Source organism: Sphingomonas sp. BL2 (assembly GCF_056680015.1).
The window spans coordinates 1336352-1353454 of record NZ_CM155261.1 but is presented as its reverse complement, the minus strand read 5'-3'; the positions used below and the strand labels follow the sequence as shown (position 1 = coordinate 1353454).

At 66.5% G+C, this 17103-nt stretch carries 17 protein-coding genes; 10 read left to right on the top strand and 7 right to left on the bottom strand.

All coding sequences use genetic code 11. The features are described 5' to 3' along the window. The first annotated feature begins 91 nt into the window (after window positions 1–91). The 5 genes from AC1ME3_RS06275 (at window position 92) to AC1ME3_RS06255 (ending at window position 4871) form a co-directional block, all read left to right on the top strand. Complete coding sequence (locus AC1ME3_RS06275; RefSeq protein ID WP_480955775.1) at window positions 92–1480, top strand: carbohydrate porin; 1389 nt, start codon at window positions 92–94, stop codon at window positions 1478–1480. Window positions 1481–1562: 82 nt separating this feature from the next. Further along, on the top strand, window positions 1563–2192 hold the full coding sequence (locus AC1ME3_RS06270) for a LolA family protein (protein ID WP_480955288.1): 630 nt from the start codon (window positions 1563–1565) through the stop codon (window positions 2190–2192). A gap of 344 nt (window positions 2193–2536) precedes the next feature. Next, entirely contained in the window at window positions 2537–3319 is a 783-nt protein-coding gene (locus AC1ME3_RS06265) for an exodeoxyribonuclease III (RefSeq protein WP_480955287.1), read from the top strand. Then, complete coding sequence (gene ribA, locus AC1ME3_RS06260) at window positions 3316–4362, top strand: GTP cyclohydrolase II (RefSeq protein WP_480955286.1); 1047 nt, start codon at window positions 3316–3318, stop codon at window positions 4360–4362. The genes AC1ME3_RS06265 and ribA overlap by 4 nt, the downstream gene beginning before the upstream one ends. Window positions 4363–4391: 29 nt before the next feature. Further along, the gene (locus AC1ME3_RS06255; RefSeq protein ID WP_480955285.1) at window positions 4392–4871 is read left to right on the top strand and encodes a YdcF family protein; all 480 of its coding nucleotides are present in this window, start codon (window positions 4392–4394) and stop codon (window positions 4869–4871) included. A gap of 207 nt (window positions 4872–5078) precedes the next feature. On the opposite strand, the gene AC1ME3_RS06250 is transcribed toward AC1ME3_RS06255, so the two are convergent. Continuing rightward, complete coding sequence (locus tag AC1ME3_RS06250; RefSeq protein ID WP_480955284.1) at window positions 5079–5753, bottom strand: HAD family hydrolase; 675 nt, start codon at window positions 5751–5753, stop codon at window positions 5079–5081. Beyond that, complete coding sequence (locus AC1ME3_RS06245; protein ID WP_480955283.1) at window positions 5750–6424, bottom strand: YggS family pyridoxal phosphate-dependent enzyme; 675 nt, start codon at window positions 6422–6424, stop codon at window positions 5750–5752. Before AC1ME3_RS06245 ends, AC1ME3_RS06250 begins: the two co-directional genes overlap by 4 nt. Window positions 6425–6446: 22 nt before the next feature. Here AC1ME3_RS06245 and AC1ME3_RS06240 point away from each other — a divergent pair, with 22 nt between their 5' ends. After that, window positions 6447–6965 carry a thiamine phosphate synthase gene (locus AC1ME3_RS06240; RefSeq protein ID WP_480955282.1) on the top strand — a complete coding sequence of 173 codons (519 nt, stop codon included), beginning with the start codon at window positions 6447–6449 and terminating at the stop codon, window positions 6963–6965. 216 nt (window positions 6966–7181) lie between these two features. Here AC1ME3_RS06240 and AC1ME3_RS06235 read toward each other — a convergent pair whose 3' ends face one another. Further along, window positions 7182–7889: a hypothetical protein gene (locus tag AC1ME3_RS06235; protein WP_353466927.1), complete on the bottom strand. Its 708-nt coding sequence runs from the start codon at window positions 7887–7889 to the stop codon at window positions 7182–7184. 291 nt (window positions 7890–8180) lie between these two features. On the opposite strand from AC1ME3_RS06235, the gene AC1ME3_RS06230 reads away from it, so the two are divergent. The 4 genes from AC1ME3_RS06230 to holA are packed head-to-tail and all read left to right on the top strand — an operon-like array spanning window position 8181 to window position 12773. Further along, window positions 8181–8612: a DUF3576 domain-containing protein gene (locus tag AC1ME3_RS06230; protein ID WP_056053843.1), complete on the top strand. Its 432-nt coding sequence runs from the start codon at window positions 8181–8183 to the stop codon at window positions 8610–8612. 11 nt (window positions 8613–8623) lie between these two features. Further along, window positions 8624–11230, top strand: a complete 2607-nt coding sequence (gene leuS, locus AC1ME3_RS06225; protein ID WP_480955281.1) for a leucine--tRNA ligase — start codon at window positions 8624–8626, stop codon at window positions 11228–11230. Further along, window positions 11227–11757 (top strand): LPS assembly lipoprotein LptE, encoded by a 531-nt coding sequence (lptE, locus tag AC1ME3_RS06220; protein WP_480955280.1) that lies wholly within the window; start codon window positions 11227–11229, stop codon window positions 11755–11757. Before leuS ends, lptE begins: the two co-directional genes overlap by 4 nt. After that, on the top strand, window positions 11754–12773 hold the full coding sequence (gene holA / locus AC1ME3_RS06215) for a DNA polymerase III subunit delta (RefSeq protein ID WP_056053835.1): 1020 nt from the start codon (window positions 11754–11756) through the stop codon (window positions 12771–12773). Before lptE ends, holA begins: the two co-directional genes overlap by 4 nt. Before the next feature lie 179 nt (window positions 12774–12952). Here holA and AC1ME3_RS06210 read toward each other — a convergent pair whose 3' ends face one another. From AC1ME3_RS06210 to mnmG, 4 genes are read right to left on the bottom strand one after another with little or no spacing between them, the layout of a single operon-like run. Then, window positions 12953–13852, bottom strand: coding sequence for a ParB/RepB/Spo0J family partition protein (locus tag AC1ME3_RS06210; RefSeq protein WP_480955279.1), 900 nt, complete (start codon window positions 13850–13852; stop codon window positions 12953–12955). After that, complete coding sequence (locus AC1ME3_RS06205) at window positions 13849–14631, bottom strand: ParA family protein (protein WP_056064325.1); 783 nt, start codon at window positions 14629–14631, stop codon at window positions 13849–13851. Before AC1ME3_RS06205 ends, AC1ME3_RS06210 begins: the two co-directional genes overlap by 4 nt. Then, entirely contained in the window at window positions 14628–15248 is a 621-nt protein-coding gene (gene rsmG, locus AC1ME3_RS06200; RefSeq protein WP_480955278.1) for a 16S rRNA (guanine(527)-N(7))-methyltransferase RsmG, read from the bottom strand. Before rsmG ends, AC1ME3_RS06205 begins: the two co-directional genes overlap by 4 nt. Beyond that, the gene (mnmG, locus tag AC1ME3_RS06195) at window positions 15245–17080 is read right to left on the bottom strand and encodes a tRNA uridine-5-carboxymethylaminomethyl(34) synthesis enzyme MnmG (RefSeq protein ID WP_480955277.1); all 1836 of its coding nucleotides are present in this window, start codon (window positions 17078–17080) and stop codon (window positions 15245–15247) included. Before mnmG ends, rsmG begins: the two co-directional genes overlap by 4 nt. Window positions 17081–17103 lie beyond the last annotated feature (23 nt).

Genomic DNA, 17103 nt, shown 5'->3' with positions numbered 1-17103 from the left:
CCTCATCAAGACATACCTTTGGACAAGGGTTCCGAACAGCCGATGCCCGGTATACGGGATTGATACAGGTTACGAAAAACAGGTGGGCGTTATGGGAAATTGGCGGTTCTGTGCAGCGGCAGCGTTGACGCTCGCGATACCCGGTCAGGTCTCCGCGCAGGATACCGCCAAGCAGACCCCCGGTAGCAGTGCGACCGACACGCAGCACCGCCCGCGCTCCGGCGTGCGCCGTGACAGCGATCTGTCGCCCTCCGCGCTGACCGCGGATACGCAGCGGACCCCGCCGCCCGGCCTGTTCGCCGACTGGTTCGACATCCGCAAACGCCTGGCCGATCGCGGCATCGGCCTTAGCGCGCGCTATGCCTCCGAAAGCGCGTATAATTTCTCCGGTGGCGACCGGAAGCTGCTGCGTGAAACCGGCCAGTTCGACGTCGGCGTGCTGCTCGATCTCGACAAGGTCGTCGGCCTCAGGGGCGGTGCGTTCCAAGCGACCGTCACCTACCGCCGCGGTCGCGATCTGGGTGCGGACGCCAATCTCGGCGTGCTGCAACAGGTGCAGGAAGTGTACGGCCGCGGGCAGACCGTCCGGCTGACGCAATTCTGGTACGAGCAGAAGCTCGGCGAAAAGCTCGAACTGAAGATCGGCCGCACCAATCCGGGCGAGGATTTCGCGTCCTTCTCGTGCTATTTCCAGAACCTCAGCTTCTGCGGTGCGCCGCCGGGCAATCTGAACGGCGATTATTGGCAGAACTGGCCGGTCAGCCAATGGGGCGCGCGGTTGCGCTACGACGTCAATGATCACCTCACGCTGAAGACCGCCGCCTACGAAGTGAACCCGCGCAACCTCGATAACGACTTCGTGATCGGCCATTTCCACGGCGCGACCGGCGCGCTGATCCCGGTCGAGGCCGAATGGCGGCGCGGCGACGATGACGGTCGAGTCGGCGCATACAAGGTCGGCGGCTGGGTCAATACCTCGAACGGCGACGACGTGTTCTACGACCTGAACCGTCGGCCGATCGCGATCACCGGGCTCGAACCGCTCCGCCGCAGCGCGCGCTACGGCGTGTATTTCAACATTCAGCAACAGGTTACCGGCACCTCGAAGGACGGCAAGTCGGTCACCGGGCTCAGCGTGTTCCTCAACGCGACGCAGGCCGATCGCGCGACCTCGACCACCGACAACCAGATTGCCGCGGGGCTGTTCTACAAGGGGCTGGTGCCGTGGCGGCCGAACGACATCCTCGGCTTCGGCGTGGCGCGGACCAACGTCAACGGGCGCGTGGCAAGGGGCCAGGAGCTCGATCCGGCGCGGCCCGCGGTGCGGGATGCCGAATACGCGTCTGAAATCTATTACAGCGTCCACCCGACCAAGTGGCTGGAACTGCGCCCGAACGTGCAGTGGGTCCACAACCCCGGCGGCGTGCACGACGCGAACGACGTCGCGGTGCTCGGCCTGAAGGGCGCGATTACGCTGTAGTCCGCGCGCCCTGACGGAACCCGCCGAATTCAGTGGCGGTTCAAGCGCGGGCGGGCAACGATCGCGCCTTGAGGAGATTTCGATGTTCAATACCCGCCCCGCGGTGATCGCGACGATCGCCGCTTTGTCCGTCGCCGCCATGCCTGCCCCGATCGCCGCGCAGGCGACCGGTGACCTCGCCGCCGTGCAGAAGCACCTGCAATCGGTCGAGACGATGACCGCGAATTTCTCGCAGGCGGATCGCAACGGCAAGGTGCTGACCGGCGTGCTGACGCTGAAGAAGCCCGGCAAACTGCGTTTCCAGTATGAGAAGGGCGTGCCGATCCTGATCGTCGCGGAGGGCGGCGCGCTGACCTTCATCGATTATTCGGTGAAGCAGGTGCAGCGCTGGCCGATCAAGAACTCGCCACTCGGCGTGCTGCTCGATCCGACCCGCGACATCACGCGTTATGCCAAGCTCGTCCCCGGCTACGACCAGCGGATCGTCTCGGTCGAGGCGAACGATCCCAAGCACCCGGAATATGGCCGGATCACGCTGGTGTTCGTCCGCAACGCGACCGCGCCGGGCGGGCTGATGCTGCAGGGCTGGGTCGCGCTCGACAGCCAGAACAACCGGACGACGATCCGTTTAACCAACCAGAAGTTCGGCGAACCGGTCAGCGACAACAGCTTCCGCTGGAACGATCCGCGCCGCACGGGTGTAAGAAAATAACATAAAATTCGTGTCATTCATGCAAGCGACAGGTTCGGCCCCCTAGAGAGTGGCTCGCGGATGTGGGGCATTCGGGATTTTTCCCCCTGTTGCCCGGATGGTTTCCTCACCTCCCGCCTGCGTGACGAACGCTGAGTCGGCCCTCGCTCCATGCCCCCGGAGCGGGGGTCATTCGCGTAGAGCGGCAGGCAAAAAGATTTGCCTGACTCGCTCAAGCGCGGCCGACGGGCAAAGCCCGGTCGACGACAGTGGCTTTGCCGATGGCGCCTTCTGACTTCCTACCTTCTTCCGCACCCCCAGCGCGCTTCCTTGTCCCCACCCCCCCGCAACGCTACATCGCGCTCGTGAAGATCGTCTCCTGGAACATCAACTCGGTCCGTTTCCGGATCGCCATCGTCGAACAGTTTCTGCGCGACGAGCAGCCCGACATCCTGTGCCTGCAGGAGACCAAGGTCATCGACGGCGACTTCCCGCTGGAGGCGTTCCGCGCGCTCGGCTACGAGCACATCGTCCTGCACGGCCAGCGCATGCACCACGGCGTCGCAATTTTGAGCCGAGTCCCGATCGTCGAGGACGACCGCTTCGACTGGCAGGCGAACAGCGAGGCGCGCCACATCGGCGTCCGGCTGGAAAACGGCGTACGGCTCGAAAACGTCTACGTCCCCGCCGGCGGCGACGTCCCCAATCGCGAGGTGAACCCGAAGTTCGGTCAGAAGCTCGACTTCATCGACCGCATGACGACCTGGTCCGAAACGCTGCCAGGCCCAACCATCCTCGTCGGCGACTTCAACATAGCCCCGCTCGAATCGGACGTCTGGAGCCACAAGCAACTGCTCGACGTGGTCAGCCACACCCCGATCGAGGTCGAGGCACTCGGTAAGTTGCAGGCAGCAGGCGACTGGGTCGATCTCGGCCGCCGCTTCCACCCCGCCCCCGCGCGCCTGTTCACGTGGTGGAGCTACCGCGCCAAGGATTGGGCAGCCTCGGATCGCGGTCGCCGGCTCGATCATATGTGGGCGACCGGTGCCGCCGCCGAAGCCGCGGTGTCGCACCACGTCTACGAACGCTGCCGAAGCTGGCTGAAGCCGTCCGACCACGTCCCGATCATGACCGAGTTCGCGTTTTGACCAACCCCCGCGCCGCCGCACGCGCGGTCGATGCGCTCAGGCGCGGCTGGCCGATCGCGATCGACGGGCTAGTGCTGCTCGCGGTCGAGACGGCGGATGCAGAGCGGTTGGCGGCGTTCGATCCCGAAGCGAATGGCGGCGTGCTGATCTCGTCGGGCCGCGCGGCGACGTTGAAGCTCGCGAACCAGCTCGCGGCGGCGGATCCGACCGAGCCTGTGCTCGTCGATCGCGCCCCCTGGATCGACTTCGCCGCCGCTACCGCGCTGGCCGATCCGCAATTCGACCTGGCCACCCCCCTCAAGGGTCCGTTCCAGACGCTCCCGCTCGCCGATCCGAACGCGGCGGCAGCTGCCTTGCGACTTGCCCGGATCGCGGGATTGCTGCCGGCGTTCTTCCTCGGCACGGGCGAACCCGAGGTCCGCATCGCCCGCGCAGACATCGACGCACACGAAGACGCGAACCGACTGACACTCGCGGCACGCGCGCGGCTTCCGGTCGAAGGCGCGGAGGATGCGGAGATCGTCGCGTTCCGCAGCCCCGAAAGCGCAGACGAGCACATCGCGCTACTGATTGGCCAGCCTAACGGCCAACCACCGCTGGTCCGTCTCCACAGCGAGTGCCTGACGGGTGACGTGCTCGGCAGCCTCAAATGCGATTGCGGGCCGCAGTTGCACGCCGCGATCCATGCGATCCAGGATGGCGGCTGGGGTATCCTGCTGTATCTGCGGCAGGAAGGTCGCGGCATCGGCCTGGTCAACAAGCTGCGCGCGTATGCGTTGCAGGACCAGGGCTTCGATACGGTCGACGCGAACACGCGGCTCGGCTTTGCGGTCGATGCGCGCGATTTCGGGGTGGCGGCGCGGATGCTGACGCTGCTCGGCCAGCGCGAAATACGGTTGCTGACCAACAACCCCGCCAAGGTCGCCGGGCTCGAAGCGGCGGGGGTGACGGTGATCGAACGCGTGCCGCATTTCCTCCCCTCGAACCCGCACAACGCGCAGTATCTCGCCACCAAGCGCGACCGCACGGGGCATCAGTTCTGACCGATATCCCACCCTCAAGACGCCTGATCGTGGTGTTCGGCGCGGCGGTTCGTCCCGACGGCAGCCCGAGCCCCACCCTCGCCCGCCGCATCGCGTTCGCAGCGGCGGCGGCGGCGCGCTACGTCGATGCGGACCTGTTCTGCTCCGGCGCGAAGGGGACGCATGGCCCGTCGGAAGCATCCGTGATGACGGATGTGCTGGCGGAAACGGTCGACCCGTCGCGTATCCATCTCGACGAGGCCAGCGTGGATACGTTGCAAAGCGTCGTCGCTGCAACCGCCTTCGCGCGCGCGGGGCATTATGCGCAGTGCATGATCTGCACCGACGGCTATCACCAGCCCCGCATTCGCATGCTGTTCGCGATGCTCGGCATGCCCGCAAGCGCGATCCACGTGCCGCATGGCGGGAGCCGGCGGTACCAGCTCAAAATGCGGTCGCGCGAGGCGGCGGCGATCCCGTATGATCTAGTCGCTGGGATCGGCGCGATCTGGCGACGTAAGCGGGGCTAGCGGTCGCAGCGGACGCGTTGAGTTTGCGCATTCCTCGAACGCCCCCCCCGGCGAAGGCCGGGGCCCAGTCGGGAAGGCCGATGTAGCGAAGGTCCGTCCGCCGTCATTGCCGTTCACCAACTGGACCCCGGCCTTCGCCGGGGGGGTGTGGCTATCGGAGCGGAATACTGGCTGGCTTGTCCCTGACTTTCATAACCGGGGTCTAGCTTACCCAATCAACCGTGCCACGTCGTCGAAGCTCTCCGCCAGCGCGTCGACACCAATCGCCTTCAGCCGCGCGCCATGCTCGGCATTGCAATGCGACCCCGCCGACAAACCAATGACATAGCCCCCCGAAGCCACTGCCCCAGTCGCACCCACAGGCGAATCCTCAAGGATAGCCGTCCGCGCGATATCGACCCCAAGTTGCCGCGCCCCGAACAGATACAAATCAGGCGCAGGCTTGCCGTTCGTCACATGCTCCCGCCCGCTATAGAGATGATCGCCGAACGCATCGCGCAGGCCGATATGCTCCAGATGCCGCGCAATCCACGCGACCGGGCTCGACGAAACGATCGCCTTGGGCAGGTCGGCGGGGAGCGAGCGGACGAACGCCACCGCGCCCTCGATCGCGTCGACGCCCGCCGCCATCACGCGCTCGTCCTCGGCTTTGCGCGCCGCGTAGAAGTCTTCGGGCAGCGGACGGTCGATCCAGCGCTCGACCGCGTCGATGAACTGCGGCCCGGCGAGCCCCATGAAATTCGCCATCGAATCTTCGGCGCTGGTCGGGTGCCCCGCGGCGGTAAGCCATTCGGCGATCTGACGGTTGCCGACGGCTTCGCTGTCGATCAGCACGCCGTCGAAGTCGAACAGCAGCGCGTCGAACCGAACCGAAATGCTCACGCGCCCGTCCCCCGCGCGCCGAACAACGCGCTGCCGATCCGGACATGAGTCGCGCCGATCGTCACCGCGGTCTCGAAATCGTCGGACATGCCCATGCTGAGCCCGGTCAGCCCGTGGTCGCGCGCGAGCTTGGCGAGCAGCGCGAAATACGGCGCCGGCTCGATGTCCGCGGGCGGCAGGCACATCAGCCCGGCGATCGGCAAACCGGCGGCGCGCGCCTGTTCCACCAGCGCGGGCAGGTCCGCGATCGCGCAGCCGCCCTTTTGCGGTTCGTCGCCGATGTTGACCTGGAGGAAACAGTCCGGACGACGATCGCTCGCCTCCATCGCCTTCCCTAGCGCGGTGACCAGCGACGGGCGATCGACCGCGTGAATGCAGTCGAACAGCGCCACTGCCTCGGCCGCCTTGTTCGACTGGAGTTGGCCGATCAGGTGCAGTTCGACGTCGGGATATTTCTCACGCAACGCCGGCCATTTCTCGGACGCTTCCTGCACCCGGTTTTCGCCGAACACCCGCTGGCCCTCGACGAGCAGCGGTTCGATCGCCTCGACCGGATGCGTCTTGGAGACCGCGATCAGCGTCACGTCGTCCGCGCGGCGATCCGCGATCTCGGCGGCCTTGGCGATCCGGGTGCGGATGGCCTGCAATTTGGTGGTGTCGTCAGCAATCATGCGGCGCGCTATAGGCAGCGGCGTGGCCCGTCGTAACCCCATTCCCGCGCGCTGGCTGATGACCGACGAGCGGATGGGCGACGCACTGTGGCTCGCGCTCAGGCAGTTGCCGCCGGGATCAGGGGTGGTGTTTCGCCATTACGCTACGCCTGCGCGGGAACGCCGTGCGCTGCTGGGGCGGATTATGCGCTTGGCCCAGGCCCGGAGGCTGGTCGTGGTGGTGGCTGGAGAGTCCACAGTCGCGGCGGACGGCGTGCATGGTCGGGCACACACTCGCGGGATCAGAACCTGGCCAGCACATTCGAGAGGCGAGGCCTTGGCTGGCAAGCGCGCCGGATCTGCTGCCATGTTCGTGTCGCCGATCCACGTCACCCGGTCGCACGACGGCGCGGCGGGGATCGGTCCAGCGCGGGCTATGCGGATCGGACGAGGACTCGGGATACCAATGATCGCGCTAGGCGGAATGACCGAGTCGCGCTGGCGGCGCATTCAGCGGTTCGGCTTCCACGGCTGGGCCGCGATCGATGCCTGGATCCGTTAGCTGCTAAGCGAGAACGAACACCGCGACCCCGTCATTCCAGCGAAAGCTGGGATCTCACACTGGGGCCCGCATTGCCCGTATCGAGGAATACCCCAGCTTTTGCCGTGGAGACGCCAAAGGGAAGGCAGCGCCAAACTCTATCCCTGAAGGAAAAGCGGCGCGGTAAGGTCACCCGACCGTTCAAAAACTCCAGCAAAGTACCACTTTGCTGGACGTCTAAAAGCGGAAGGCGGTGCCTAGATACACGGCCTGGCTGTCGCGACGGTCGTCATCGACCTTCACGAAGCGCTCGCGATCCGACCGATACCGCACGCCCGCGGTCACCGCGAGGCTACGCGTCAGCGCGTAAGACCCGCCAAGATCGACCGAATAGCTCGGCGCATCCTCGACGAGGCGTGGTGCGCTCGACAGCGGCCGATCCGCCACAGCCTTCACCGTGCCGCTGAAGCGCTTGGCGCTATAGCTCACCGCAAGGTCGGCCGCTTCACGCCCACCCGGCATCACGCCGAGATCGAGCTTGTTCACGTCGCCCGAGATCGCGAACCGCTTCCAACCCACCGACATGCCGAGGTTGTAGGCAATCGGCGCAATACCGACGGTCGGCGTGGTCGAAGCGAGGCTGGCCGTGTTCGCAACACCGCGGTTGGTCTGCGCACGAACCGCAACGGTCACCGCGCGATTATCCTGGCGCGTCTCGGCGGGCGTGAACTTGAAACTACCCGCGTCGAAGCCACCGCGCGCGAACATCGCGGCAAGGCGGGGGTCGGCGGCGGCTGGCGTGAACGATCCGATACCGCGAACCGCGGCGACGTTATGCTTGGCGATCCGGGCGGGCTGTTCGCTGGCGCCGAAGGCAGGCGCGACGATTGCGGCGGTGGCGACAAGCGCCCCGGCAACCACCCCAACTATTCCCCCACGCGTCATCACAACGAATCTGTCCTTCGAATCCCGTAATCGGATCCTGTTAAACCGCATCTAACATGAATTGATCCACAGCAAAGGCCGCAGAACCGCCCATTCCCACCCTTCGTCGCCGAATTGTCGGACAGTGTTGCAATCAGCACACAGATCGCCGCGATAGCGCTACCGAATCGATTGCTCTCCCGGTCGGGGCAGCCCCCCGCGCATATGCTCGTCGCGCACGTCGGCGTCTGCTTGCGGGCGCGCGGGCTCGCCTGTAGAGCAAGGGCTGATTTTCTTGCCAGGATGATGCCCATGTTCCGCCGCTCGCGTATCGCAGTCGTGCTGTTTGCCCTGCCTCTCGTCGCTTGCGGCGGCGGATCGGCGCGTCCCAAGGCGGATCTCGCCGCGTCGAAGATCACCACGATCGGCGTGAACAGCTACCTGTGGCGCGCGAGCCTCGACACGCTGGGCTTCATGCCGCTGCTGCAGACCGACTCCAATGGCGGCGTGATCGTCACCGACTGGTACATCAATCCGCAGACCCCGACCGAGCGCATGAAGGTGACCGTCTCGATCCTCGACCAGGATCTGCGCGCCGATGCGCTGCGCGTCGCTGCCCTCCGCGAAGTCAATCGCAACGGCCAGTGGGTTTCGTCGCCGGTCCAGGCAGCGACCACGCAGAAGCTCGAGGACATCATCCTGACCAAGGCCCGCGACCTGCGCCGCGCCTCGATCGCGGGCTGAGGACTGATATAATGGCGTCGCGTTTCAATGCGTTGAAGGCGGACGCGGCGTGGCAGAAGGTCTGGGACGAGCGCAAGACGTTCGCCGCGGACGACCTGTCGACCAAGCCGCGCTCGTACGTGCTCGAGATGTTCCCCTATCCGTCGGGGCGCATCCACATGGGGCATGTCCGAAACTACACGATGGGCGACGTGCTCGCGCGGTTCCGTCGGATGAAGGGCATGGAAGTGCTCCATCCGATGGGCTGGGACGCGTTCGGCATGCCCGCCGAAAACGCGGCGATGGAAAAGGGCGTGCATCCGGGCAACTGGACGCGCGCCAACATCGCGACGATGAAGGCGCAGCTCAAGCGCCTCGGCTTCGCGCTCGACTGGACGCGCGAGCTGGCGACGTGCGAGCCCGACTATTACGGGCATGAGCAGGCGCTGTTCCTCGACCTGTTCGCAGCGGGGCTCGTCTACCGCAAGGAATCGGCGGTCAACTGGGATCCCGTCGACATGACCGTGCTCGCCAACGAGCAGGTGATCGACGGGCGCGGCTGGCGCTCGGGTGCGCTGGTCGAGCGGCGCAAGCTGTCGCAGTGGTTCCTCAAGATCACCGACTTTGCCGACGAGCTGGTCGACGGTCTCGGCGCGCTCGAGCATTGGCCCGACAAGGTCAAGCTGATGCAGGAGAACTGGATCGGCCGCAGCCAGGGGTTGCAGTTCAAGTTCGCGCTCACTGCTCCCCTCCCGCTTGCGGGAGGGGTCGGGGGAGGGCCTGACACGACCGCGGCGACGGCGATTGGGGAGGCCTCCCCTACCCTGACCCCTCCCGCAGGCGGGAGGGGAATCGATTCGGTCGACGTGTTCACGACTCGTCCCGACACGATGTTCGGCTCGAGCTTCGTCGCGGTCGCCGCGGATCATCCGATCGCGCGCGCGATCGCTGAGACGAACCCCGATGCGGCCGCGTTCATCGAGCTGTGCAAGCGTGGCGGCACCACCGCGGCGGAGCTCGACACGCAGGAGAAGCTGGGCTTCGACACCGGTATCCGCGCGACGCATCCGCTCGACAAGAGCTGGGAACTCCCGGTCTACATCGCGAACTTCGTACTGATGGACTACGGCACCGGCGCGGTGTTCGGCGTGCCCGCGCATGACCAGCGCGATCTCGATTTTGCGCGCAAATACGACCTGCCGGTCAAGCGGGTCGTCTCCGAAGGCGATGACGAGGCTCCCGTGTTCGTCGGCGACACCGCCTGGACGGGTGCCGGCGCTCTGGTGAACTCGCACTTCCTCGACGGGATGGATATCGAGGACGCCAAGCGCACCGTGATCGAGCGCGCCGAGGGCGAAGGCTGGGGCAAGGGCACGACCGTGTTCCGCCTGCGCGACTGGGGCGTCAGCCGCCAGCGGTATTGGGGCACGCCGATCCCGATCATCCACTGCGACGCGTGCGGCGCGGTGCCGGTGCCCAAGGACCAGCTGCCGATCGTGTTGCCTGAGGACGTGTCGTTCGACATCCCCGGCAACCCGCTCGATCGCCATCCTACGTGGAAGAACGTCCCCTGCCCGTCCTGTGGCGGCGCAGCACGGCGCGAGACCGATACGCTCGACACGTTCGTCGATTCGTCGTGGTATTTCATACGCTTCGCCAGCCAGCCGGACGCAAAACCGTTCGACCGGACGGGCGCGGAGAAGTGGCTGCCGGTCAACCAGTATATCGGCGGCGTCGAGCATGCGATCCTGCATCTGCTCTACGCGCGCTTCTGGACGCGTGCGCTGAAGCATATCGGCATGCTCGACATCGCCGAGCCGTTCGCCGGGCTGTTCACGCAAGGCATGGTCACGCACGAGACGTACAAGTCCGCGGACGGGCGCTGGCTCGGCCCCGACGACGTGCGCGACGGCATCGAGATCGCGACCGGTGACGCGATCACCGTCGGTCGCATCGAGAAGATGTCGAAGTCGAAGAAGAACGTGGTCGATCCCGAGCCGATCGTCGACCAGTACGGCGCCGACGCGGTGCGCTGGTTCGTGCTCTCCGACTCACCGCCCGAGCGCGACCTTCCCTGGAGCGAATCGGGCATCGAAGGCGCGTGGCGGTTCGTCCAGCGTCTCTGGCGTCTGATCGAGTCCGACGGTGCCGCCAAGGCCGAGGGCGACGACATCGCGTTGCGCAAGCTCTGCCACCGGACGACGGTCGGTATCGAGAGCGATATCAATGCCTTGCAGTTCAACAAGGCCGTCGCACGGCTCTATTCCTTGTGCAGCGCGATCGAGAAGGCTCCCCCCTCCGCAGATCGCGAAGAGGCGGTCCGCACGCTGCTGCTGCTCGTCAGCCCGATGGTGCCGCACGTCGCCGAGGAAGCCTGGGCGACCGCAGGTAACGACGGCCTGATCGCCGACGCCGCCTGGCCGATCGTCGATCCCGCGATGCTGGTCGACGACGAGGTCACGATCGCGGTGCAGGTCAACGGCAAGCTGCGCGATACGCTGGTGTTCCCCAAGGGCGCGCCGAAGGACGAGGTCGAAGCCGCCGCGCTCGCCTCCGAGAAGATCGTCCGCCTGCTCGAGGGCAAAGCGCCCCGGAAAGTGATCGTCGTGCCCGACCGTCTCGTGAACATCGTCGCATGAAGCGGCTGGCGATCCTCGGCGCGCTGGCGCTGGCACCCGCACTGTCCGGCTGCGGGCTGCACCCGCTCTATGCGGGCGGCAGCAGCGGTCCGGTCGCGGGCGCGCTCGGCCAGGTCGAGGTCGCGCCGATCGCGGGCAAGAATGGCTGGCTGATGGCGACCGCACTGCGCGATCGGCTCCCCTCGAACGGCGCACCTGCGCTCTACCGGATCGACATCCGCCTCGACGACACGATCAGCGGCCTCGGCGTCCGCACCGACGACAGCGTCTCGCGCGAACGCCGCACGTTGCGCGCGCGCTATCAGCTCGTGCGGATCGGCGACAACTCGGTGTTGCTCGACGCGACCGCCGGCTCCGACGCCGGCATCGACGTCGTCCGCTCCGAATATGCGACGATCGCCGCTGAGAATACCGCGCTCGAACGCCTGTCGCAGATCGTCGCCGACCAGATCGTCGCGCGCGTTGCGCTGTATGCGCGCAACACGCCTGCGGTCGCCGCGGCGCAGGCCACTACGCCCGCCAAGTGAAGGCCAGCGCCGGCCAGATCCGCGGTGCGCTGGCCAAGCCGGGCGGCGACATCCGCCTGTACCTGCTCCACGGCCCCGACGAGGCCGGCGCAAGCGACCTCGCCCGCGTGCTGGCCAAGGCGATGGGCGCGGATGCCGAACGCGTCGATCTCGACGGCTCGACGCTCAAGAGCGACCCCGGCCGGCTGACCGACGAAGCCGCGTCGCTGTCGCTGTTCGCCGGCGCAAGGTTCGTCCGCGTTGCGTCGGCCGGCGAGGAAAGCCTGGAAGCCTTCACCAACCTGCTCGCGGCCGAACGCGTCGGCAACCCGGTCGTCGCGATCGCCCCGACCGTCAAATCCACCGCCAAGATCGTCAAGCTCGCGATCGACTCCCCGCGCGCGATGGCGTTCGCCTGCTACGCCCCGACCGCGCAGGACGCCGAACGCCTCGCAACGACGATCGCCAACGAGAACGGCCTCCGCCCCGCCCCCGGCGTCGCCCGCCGCCTGGTCGATACCACTGGCGGCGACCGCGCCGTCATTTCGCGCGAGATCGAGAAGCTTGCGTTGTATCTCGACGCCGCACCCGATCGCCCCGCGGACCTCGATCACCACGCACTCGATGCCGTCGGTGCGGACCTCGGCGATGCGGAAATGAGCCGCGCGATCGATGCGGTGATCGAGGGCCGGGTCGACGATCTCGGCGCCGAACTCGCCGTGCTCGAAGAAGCCGGCACCTCGCCGATCCCGTGGCTCCGCCAACTCGTCCGCCGCCTGATCGCGCTCGCCGACATGCGCGGCGAAATCGACCGCGGCGAAGCGGTCGACGCCGTGATGAAACGCCACCGCGTGTTCTTCAAGGAAGAGGCCAGCACCGCGCGGTCCTTGCGCCGCTGGTCACCGGTAATGCTCGCCACCGCGATCCAGCGCGTCCGGACCGCCGAGCGCGCGATCATGGCATCGGGGAATGCTGGTGGAGTTGTGGCGGAGGCAGCAGTGGTGGCGCTATCCCAAGCGATCGCCCGGCGAAACTAACGCATCTGCCCCCTCCCCGTTCGTGCTGAGTAGAGACCGAGTAGCTCCGTCAGGAGCGTATCGAGGGCTCGTATCGAAGCATGGGTTCCGCGCGCCAACCCGTCCTTCGATACGCCATCTTGATACACGGCGATGCCGCTACTCGATGGCTACTCAGGACGGTTGAGATCCGTCGCGTCTCAGATCGCCCCACCCGTCAGCCGCTGGCAAACCATATCAAGCTGGTCCAACGTCGAGTAACTCAACGTCAGCGTCCCCGCAGTCTCGGTATGCGCCACCTTCACCTGCAACCCGAGCAAATCAGCCAACTGCCGCTCCAACGCCGCAATATCCGCATCCGGCACCCGAGGCTCGGACGAACCACCGCCACTCCGGCTCCGCCCAGGCTTCGCATCCCGCGCCAGCTTCTCGGTCTCGCGCACCGACAGCCCCCGCGACACGACCTGGTCCGCCAGCGACTCCACATCGGGCGACCCGAGCAACGCCCGAGCATGCCCCATCGACAGCGATCTATCGACCACCTGCGACTGCACTTGCGCCGGCAGCTCCAGCAACCGCAGCAGGTTCGCGACATGACTGCGCGACTTATGGACGATCTTGGCGAGCACCTCCTGCGTGTGGCCATACTCGCCCGCCAGCCGCTGATACGCTTGCGCCTCTTCGATCGCGTTGAGGTCCTCCCGCTGGATGTTCTCGATCAGCGCGATCTCGAGCGTCTCGGCGTCGTCGAAGTCGCGGACGACGACCGGCACCTCGTGGAGCCGCGCACGCTGCGCCGCCCGCCAGCGCCGCTCGCCCGCGACGATCTGATAATCGTGGCCGTGCGGGCGGACGACGATCGGCTGGATCAGCCCCCGCGACGCGATCGACGCCGCGAGTTCGTCGAGCATCGCCTCGTCGAAATGCCGCCGCGGCTGATCAGGATGTGGCGACAGCGAGCTGACCGGCAGCATCCGCACACCTGTCGATTGCTGCGCCGCACCATCCGCCGATACCGGCGTCTCGCGCGCCATCTCGCCGAGCAGCGCGTTGAGGCCCCTGCCCAACCCCGGGCGACCACGTTTGTTACCGTCGCTCATGCCGCAACCTGCGCAGTTGCCGGAAGCCGCCCGATAAGCTCACGCGCGAGCGCAATATACGCCTGCGACCCCGAGCAGCGATGATCGTAGATCAGCGCGGGCAACCCGTGGCTCGGCGCCTCCGAGAGCCGCACGTTCCGCGGGATCACCGTCTCGAACACCACTTTGCCGAGAACCGCGCGAACGTCCGCCGAAACCTGATCCGTCAGCCGGTTACGCCGATCGAACATCGTCAGCGCAACCCCCAGGATCGACAGACCCGGATTGAACCGTTGGCGGATTCGCTCGACCGTACTCAACAACTGCGACAACCCCTCAAGCGCGAAAAACTCGCATTGTAGCGGCACCAGCAGCGAGTCCGCCGCGACCATCGCGTTGATCGTCAGCAGCCCCAGCGACGGCGGGCAATCGATCAGCGCGATATCCCAAGGACCCTGCGCCGCCTTCACCGCACGATCGAGCCGGTGCGTCCGCGCGTCGAAATCGACGAGCTCGATCTCCGCGCCCGACAGGTCGACCGTCGCCGGCACGATATCGAGCCGGGGGACGCGCGTATGCACCACCGCGTCCTCGATCGACGTCTCGCCGACCAGCACGTCATAGCTCGACCGCTCGCGCTGCGAATGACCGATGCCGAGTCCGGTCGATGCGTTGCCCTGCGGATCAAGATCGACCAGCAGCACACGCATCCCCGTCGCCGCGAGCGCGGTCGCGAGGTTGATGGCGCTGGTGGTCTTGCCCACCCCACCCTTTTGATTGGCGACCGCGATGGTGATCATCGCGCGCTTACCCGATCCAGAACCACGATCGACGACTCCGGGTTCGTGACGCTTTGTTCCACGTGGAACATAAACCGCCAATGCTGCTTGAGCGCGGCCAGCTCCTCCTCGTCGAAACGCCCCCGAGGAAGCAACCACCGCGTCTCCGTTGTGGCGCAGTGCGCCGCGCCACGCAAAAGGTTTTGCAGCGAGGCGACCGCTCGCGCGGAAATGATCGACGCGTCCGCGGTCGCATTCTCGACTTTCGACGCGTGAACGCGGACCTGATCGCCGAGGCCAAGCCGAGCGACACAAAGCTGGAGGAAGTCCGCACGCCGGCGCCGGGGCTCGACCAGATCGACCGGCCCCTCGCGAACCAGCGCGACGACCATACCGGGAAACCCCCCGCCAGTGCCGATATCGAGCCAGCGCTTCGACGACGTATCCGCCCCAGCGAGAGCGACGAGCTGGAGCGAGTCCACCACGTGCCGATCCCAGACCGTCGGGATTGTCGACGGTGCAATCAGGTTCTGGTGCGGCGCTTCCTCGACGACCATCGCGACGAACGCTGTCAGCCGCTCGGTAACCTCCGCCCCGAACCGTTCGGTTGTCCAGCTCTGTGCATCGTCTTCGGTCATGCTGGCACTCGTTTCGTATGCAATAATACCGCGGACAAAGCCGCCGGGGTGATCCCCCGTACTCGCGCCGCCGCCGCCAGCGAGGTCGGCCGCGCCGCGCTCAGGCGATCGATCATCTCGTTCGAAAGGCCAGGCACGCGGTCATAGGCAAGGTCCTCCGGCAAATGGATCGCCTCGTCGGCCCGCAACCGCGCGACCTCCTGCGCCTGCCGCTCGATATACGGAGCGTAGCGCGCGTCCTCTAACACTTCGTCAACGACCGCGGTCGGGATGCCCGTCGCTGCGTCCGGCGCGACATGCTCGAGCTTGACGCCCTCAAACCGCAGCCAGTCGAACGCAGTCCGCCGCGCACCATCTCGACCAATCGCCACACCCTGATCGGCCACGTGGGTCGCCGTCCGCTCGCAATCGAGCGCCGATCGGAAGCGAGTACGATCCTCGGCCAGTGCATGCTGATGCGCCAGCCGCTCGGGTCCAAGACACCCAGCCGCCTCCGCAATCCCACCCAGCCGCGTCTCGGCGTTATCCGCGCGCAACGACAACCGGAACTCCGCGCGCGCCGTGAGCATCCGATACGGCTCGGTCACCCCTTGCAGCGTGAGATCGTCGATCATCACCCCGAGATAGCTCGACGCACGATCCAAAATCACCGGCGCGAGATCGCACGCATACGCCGCCGCATTGAGCCCAGCGACGAGCCCCTGCCCCGCCGCTTCCTCATACCCCGTCGTGCCGTTGATCTGCCCCGCGCAAAACACGCCCTCGATCGCCCCCAGCGCTAACCGCGTATCGAGTGCACGCGGATCGATATAATCATATTCGACCGCATAGCCCGGCATCGTCATCGTCACGCGCTCGAGCCCGGGAATGCTAGCGAGCATCGCCGCCTGAACCTCGACCGGCAACGACGTCGACAACCCGTTCGGATAGACCGTCGCATCGTCGAGCCCCTCGGGTTCGAGGAAAACCTGGTGCCCGTCGCGGTCGCCGAACCGATGCACCTTGTCCTCGATCGACGGACAGTAACGCGGCCCCGCCGCCTCGATCGCACCGGTAAACAGCGGCGATCGATGGAATGCCTCACGGATGATCGCATGCGTCCGATCAGTCGTACGCGTGATGGCACACGCGATCTGCGGCAGCGGACGCGCCCGAGTCATTGGCGACATCGTCCAGGGATCAAGGTCCGAGGGCTGCTCGGCAAGCGCGCCCCAGTCGATCGTGCGCCCATCGAGCCGCGGTGGCGTCCCCGTCTTCAGCCGCGCCATCGGCAGGTCCCGCGCGCGCAACTGATCCGCAAGTGGCTTGGCCGCCCGCTCGCCAATCCGCCCCCCTTCCTCGCGATCGTCACCCCGGAAGATCCGTCCGCCCAGGAACGTGCCGGTCGCCAGTACGACCGCTCGTGCCGCCACGATCGCGCCATCCGCCAGCACTACACCCGCCACGCGATCGCCGTCGAAATGCAACGCCGTCGCCTCGCCCTCGACGATCGACAGCCCTTCCGTGGTCGCAAGCATCGCCTGGATCGCACCGGAATAGAGACGGCGATCAGCCTGGATCCGAGGCCCCTGCACCGCCGAACCCTTGCTGCGATTGAGCATCCGATAGTGGATCGCGGCAGCGTCTGCGGCGCGGCCTATCAGCCCGTCGAACGCGTCCACCTCGCGAACCATATGCCCCTTACCGAGCCCTCCGATCGCCGGATTGCACGACATGGCGCCAATATGCGCAGCGTCGAACGACACGAGCGCGGTACGCGAGCCCCTCCGCGCCGCCGCGGCTGCGGCTTCGGTTCCGGCATGGCCACCGCCAACCACCACTACATCGAACATGTCACGGCCGTAGAACGCCGCGA

Excerpts from the sequence above, each read along its gene's own strand:
- AC1ME3_RS06275 (WP_480955775.1), top strand. The coding sequence starts at position 92 with ATGGGAAATTGGCGGTTCTGTGCAGCGGCAGCGTTGACGCTCGCGATA.
- AC1ME3_RS06270 (WP_480955288.1), top strand. The coding sequence starts at position 1,563 with ATGTTCAATACCCGCCCCGCGGTGATCGCGACGATCGCCGCTTTGTCC.
- AC1ME3_RS06245 (WP_480955283.1), bottom strand. The coding sequence starts at position 6,424 with ATGATTGCTGACGACACCACCAAATTGCAGGCCATCCGCACCCGGATC.
- AC1ME3_RS06235 (WP_353466927.1), bottom strand. The coding sequence starts at position 7,889 with ATGACGCGTGGGGGAATAGTTGGGGTGGTTGCCGGGGCGCTTGTCGCC.
- AC1ME3_RS06230 (WP_056053843.1), top strand. The coding sequence starts at position 8,181 with ATGTTCCGCCGCTCGCGTATCGCAGTCGTGCTGTTTGCCCTGCCTCTC.
- leuS (WP_480955281.1), top strand. The coding sequence starts at position 8,624 with ATGGCGTCGCGTTTCAATGCGTTGAAGGCGGACGCGGCGTGGCAGAAG.
- lptE (WP_480955280.1), top strand. The coding sequence starts at position 11,227 with ATGAAGCGGCTGGCGATCCTCGGCGCGCTGGCGCTGGCACCCGCACTG.
- AC1ME3_RS06210 (WP_480955279.1), bottom strand. The coding sequence starts at position 13,852 with ATGAGCGACGGTAACAAACGTGGTCGCCCGGGGTTGGGCAGGGGCCTC.
- AC1ME3_RS06205 (WP_056064325.1), bottom strand. The coding sequence starts at position 14,631 with ATGATCACCATCGCGGTCGCCAATCAAAAGGGTGGGGTGGGCAAGACC.
- rsmG (WP_480955278.1), bottom strand. The coding sequence starts at position 15,248 with ATGACCGAAGACGATGCACAGAGCTGGACAACCGAACGGTTCGGGGCG.
- mnmG (WP_480955277.1), bottom strand. The coding sequence starts at position 17,080 with ATGTTCGATGTAGTGGTGGTTGGCGGTGGCCATGCCGGAACCGAAGCC.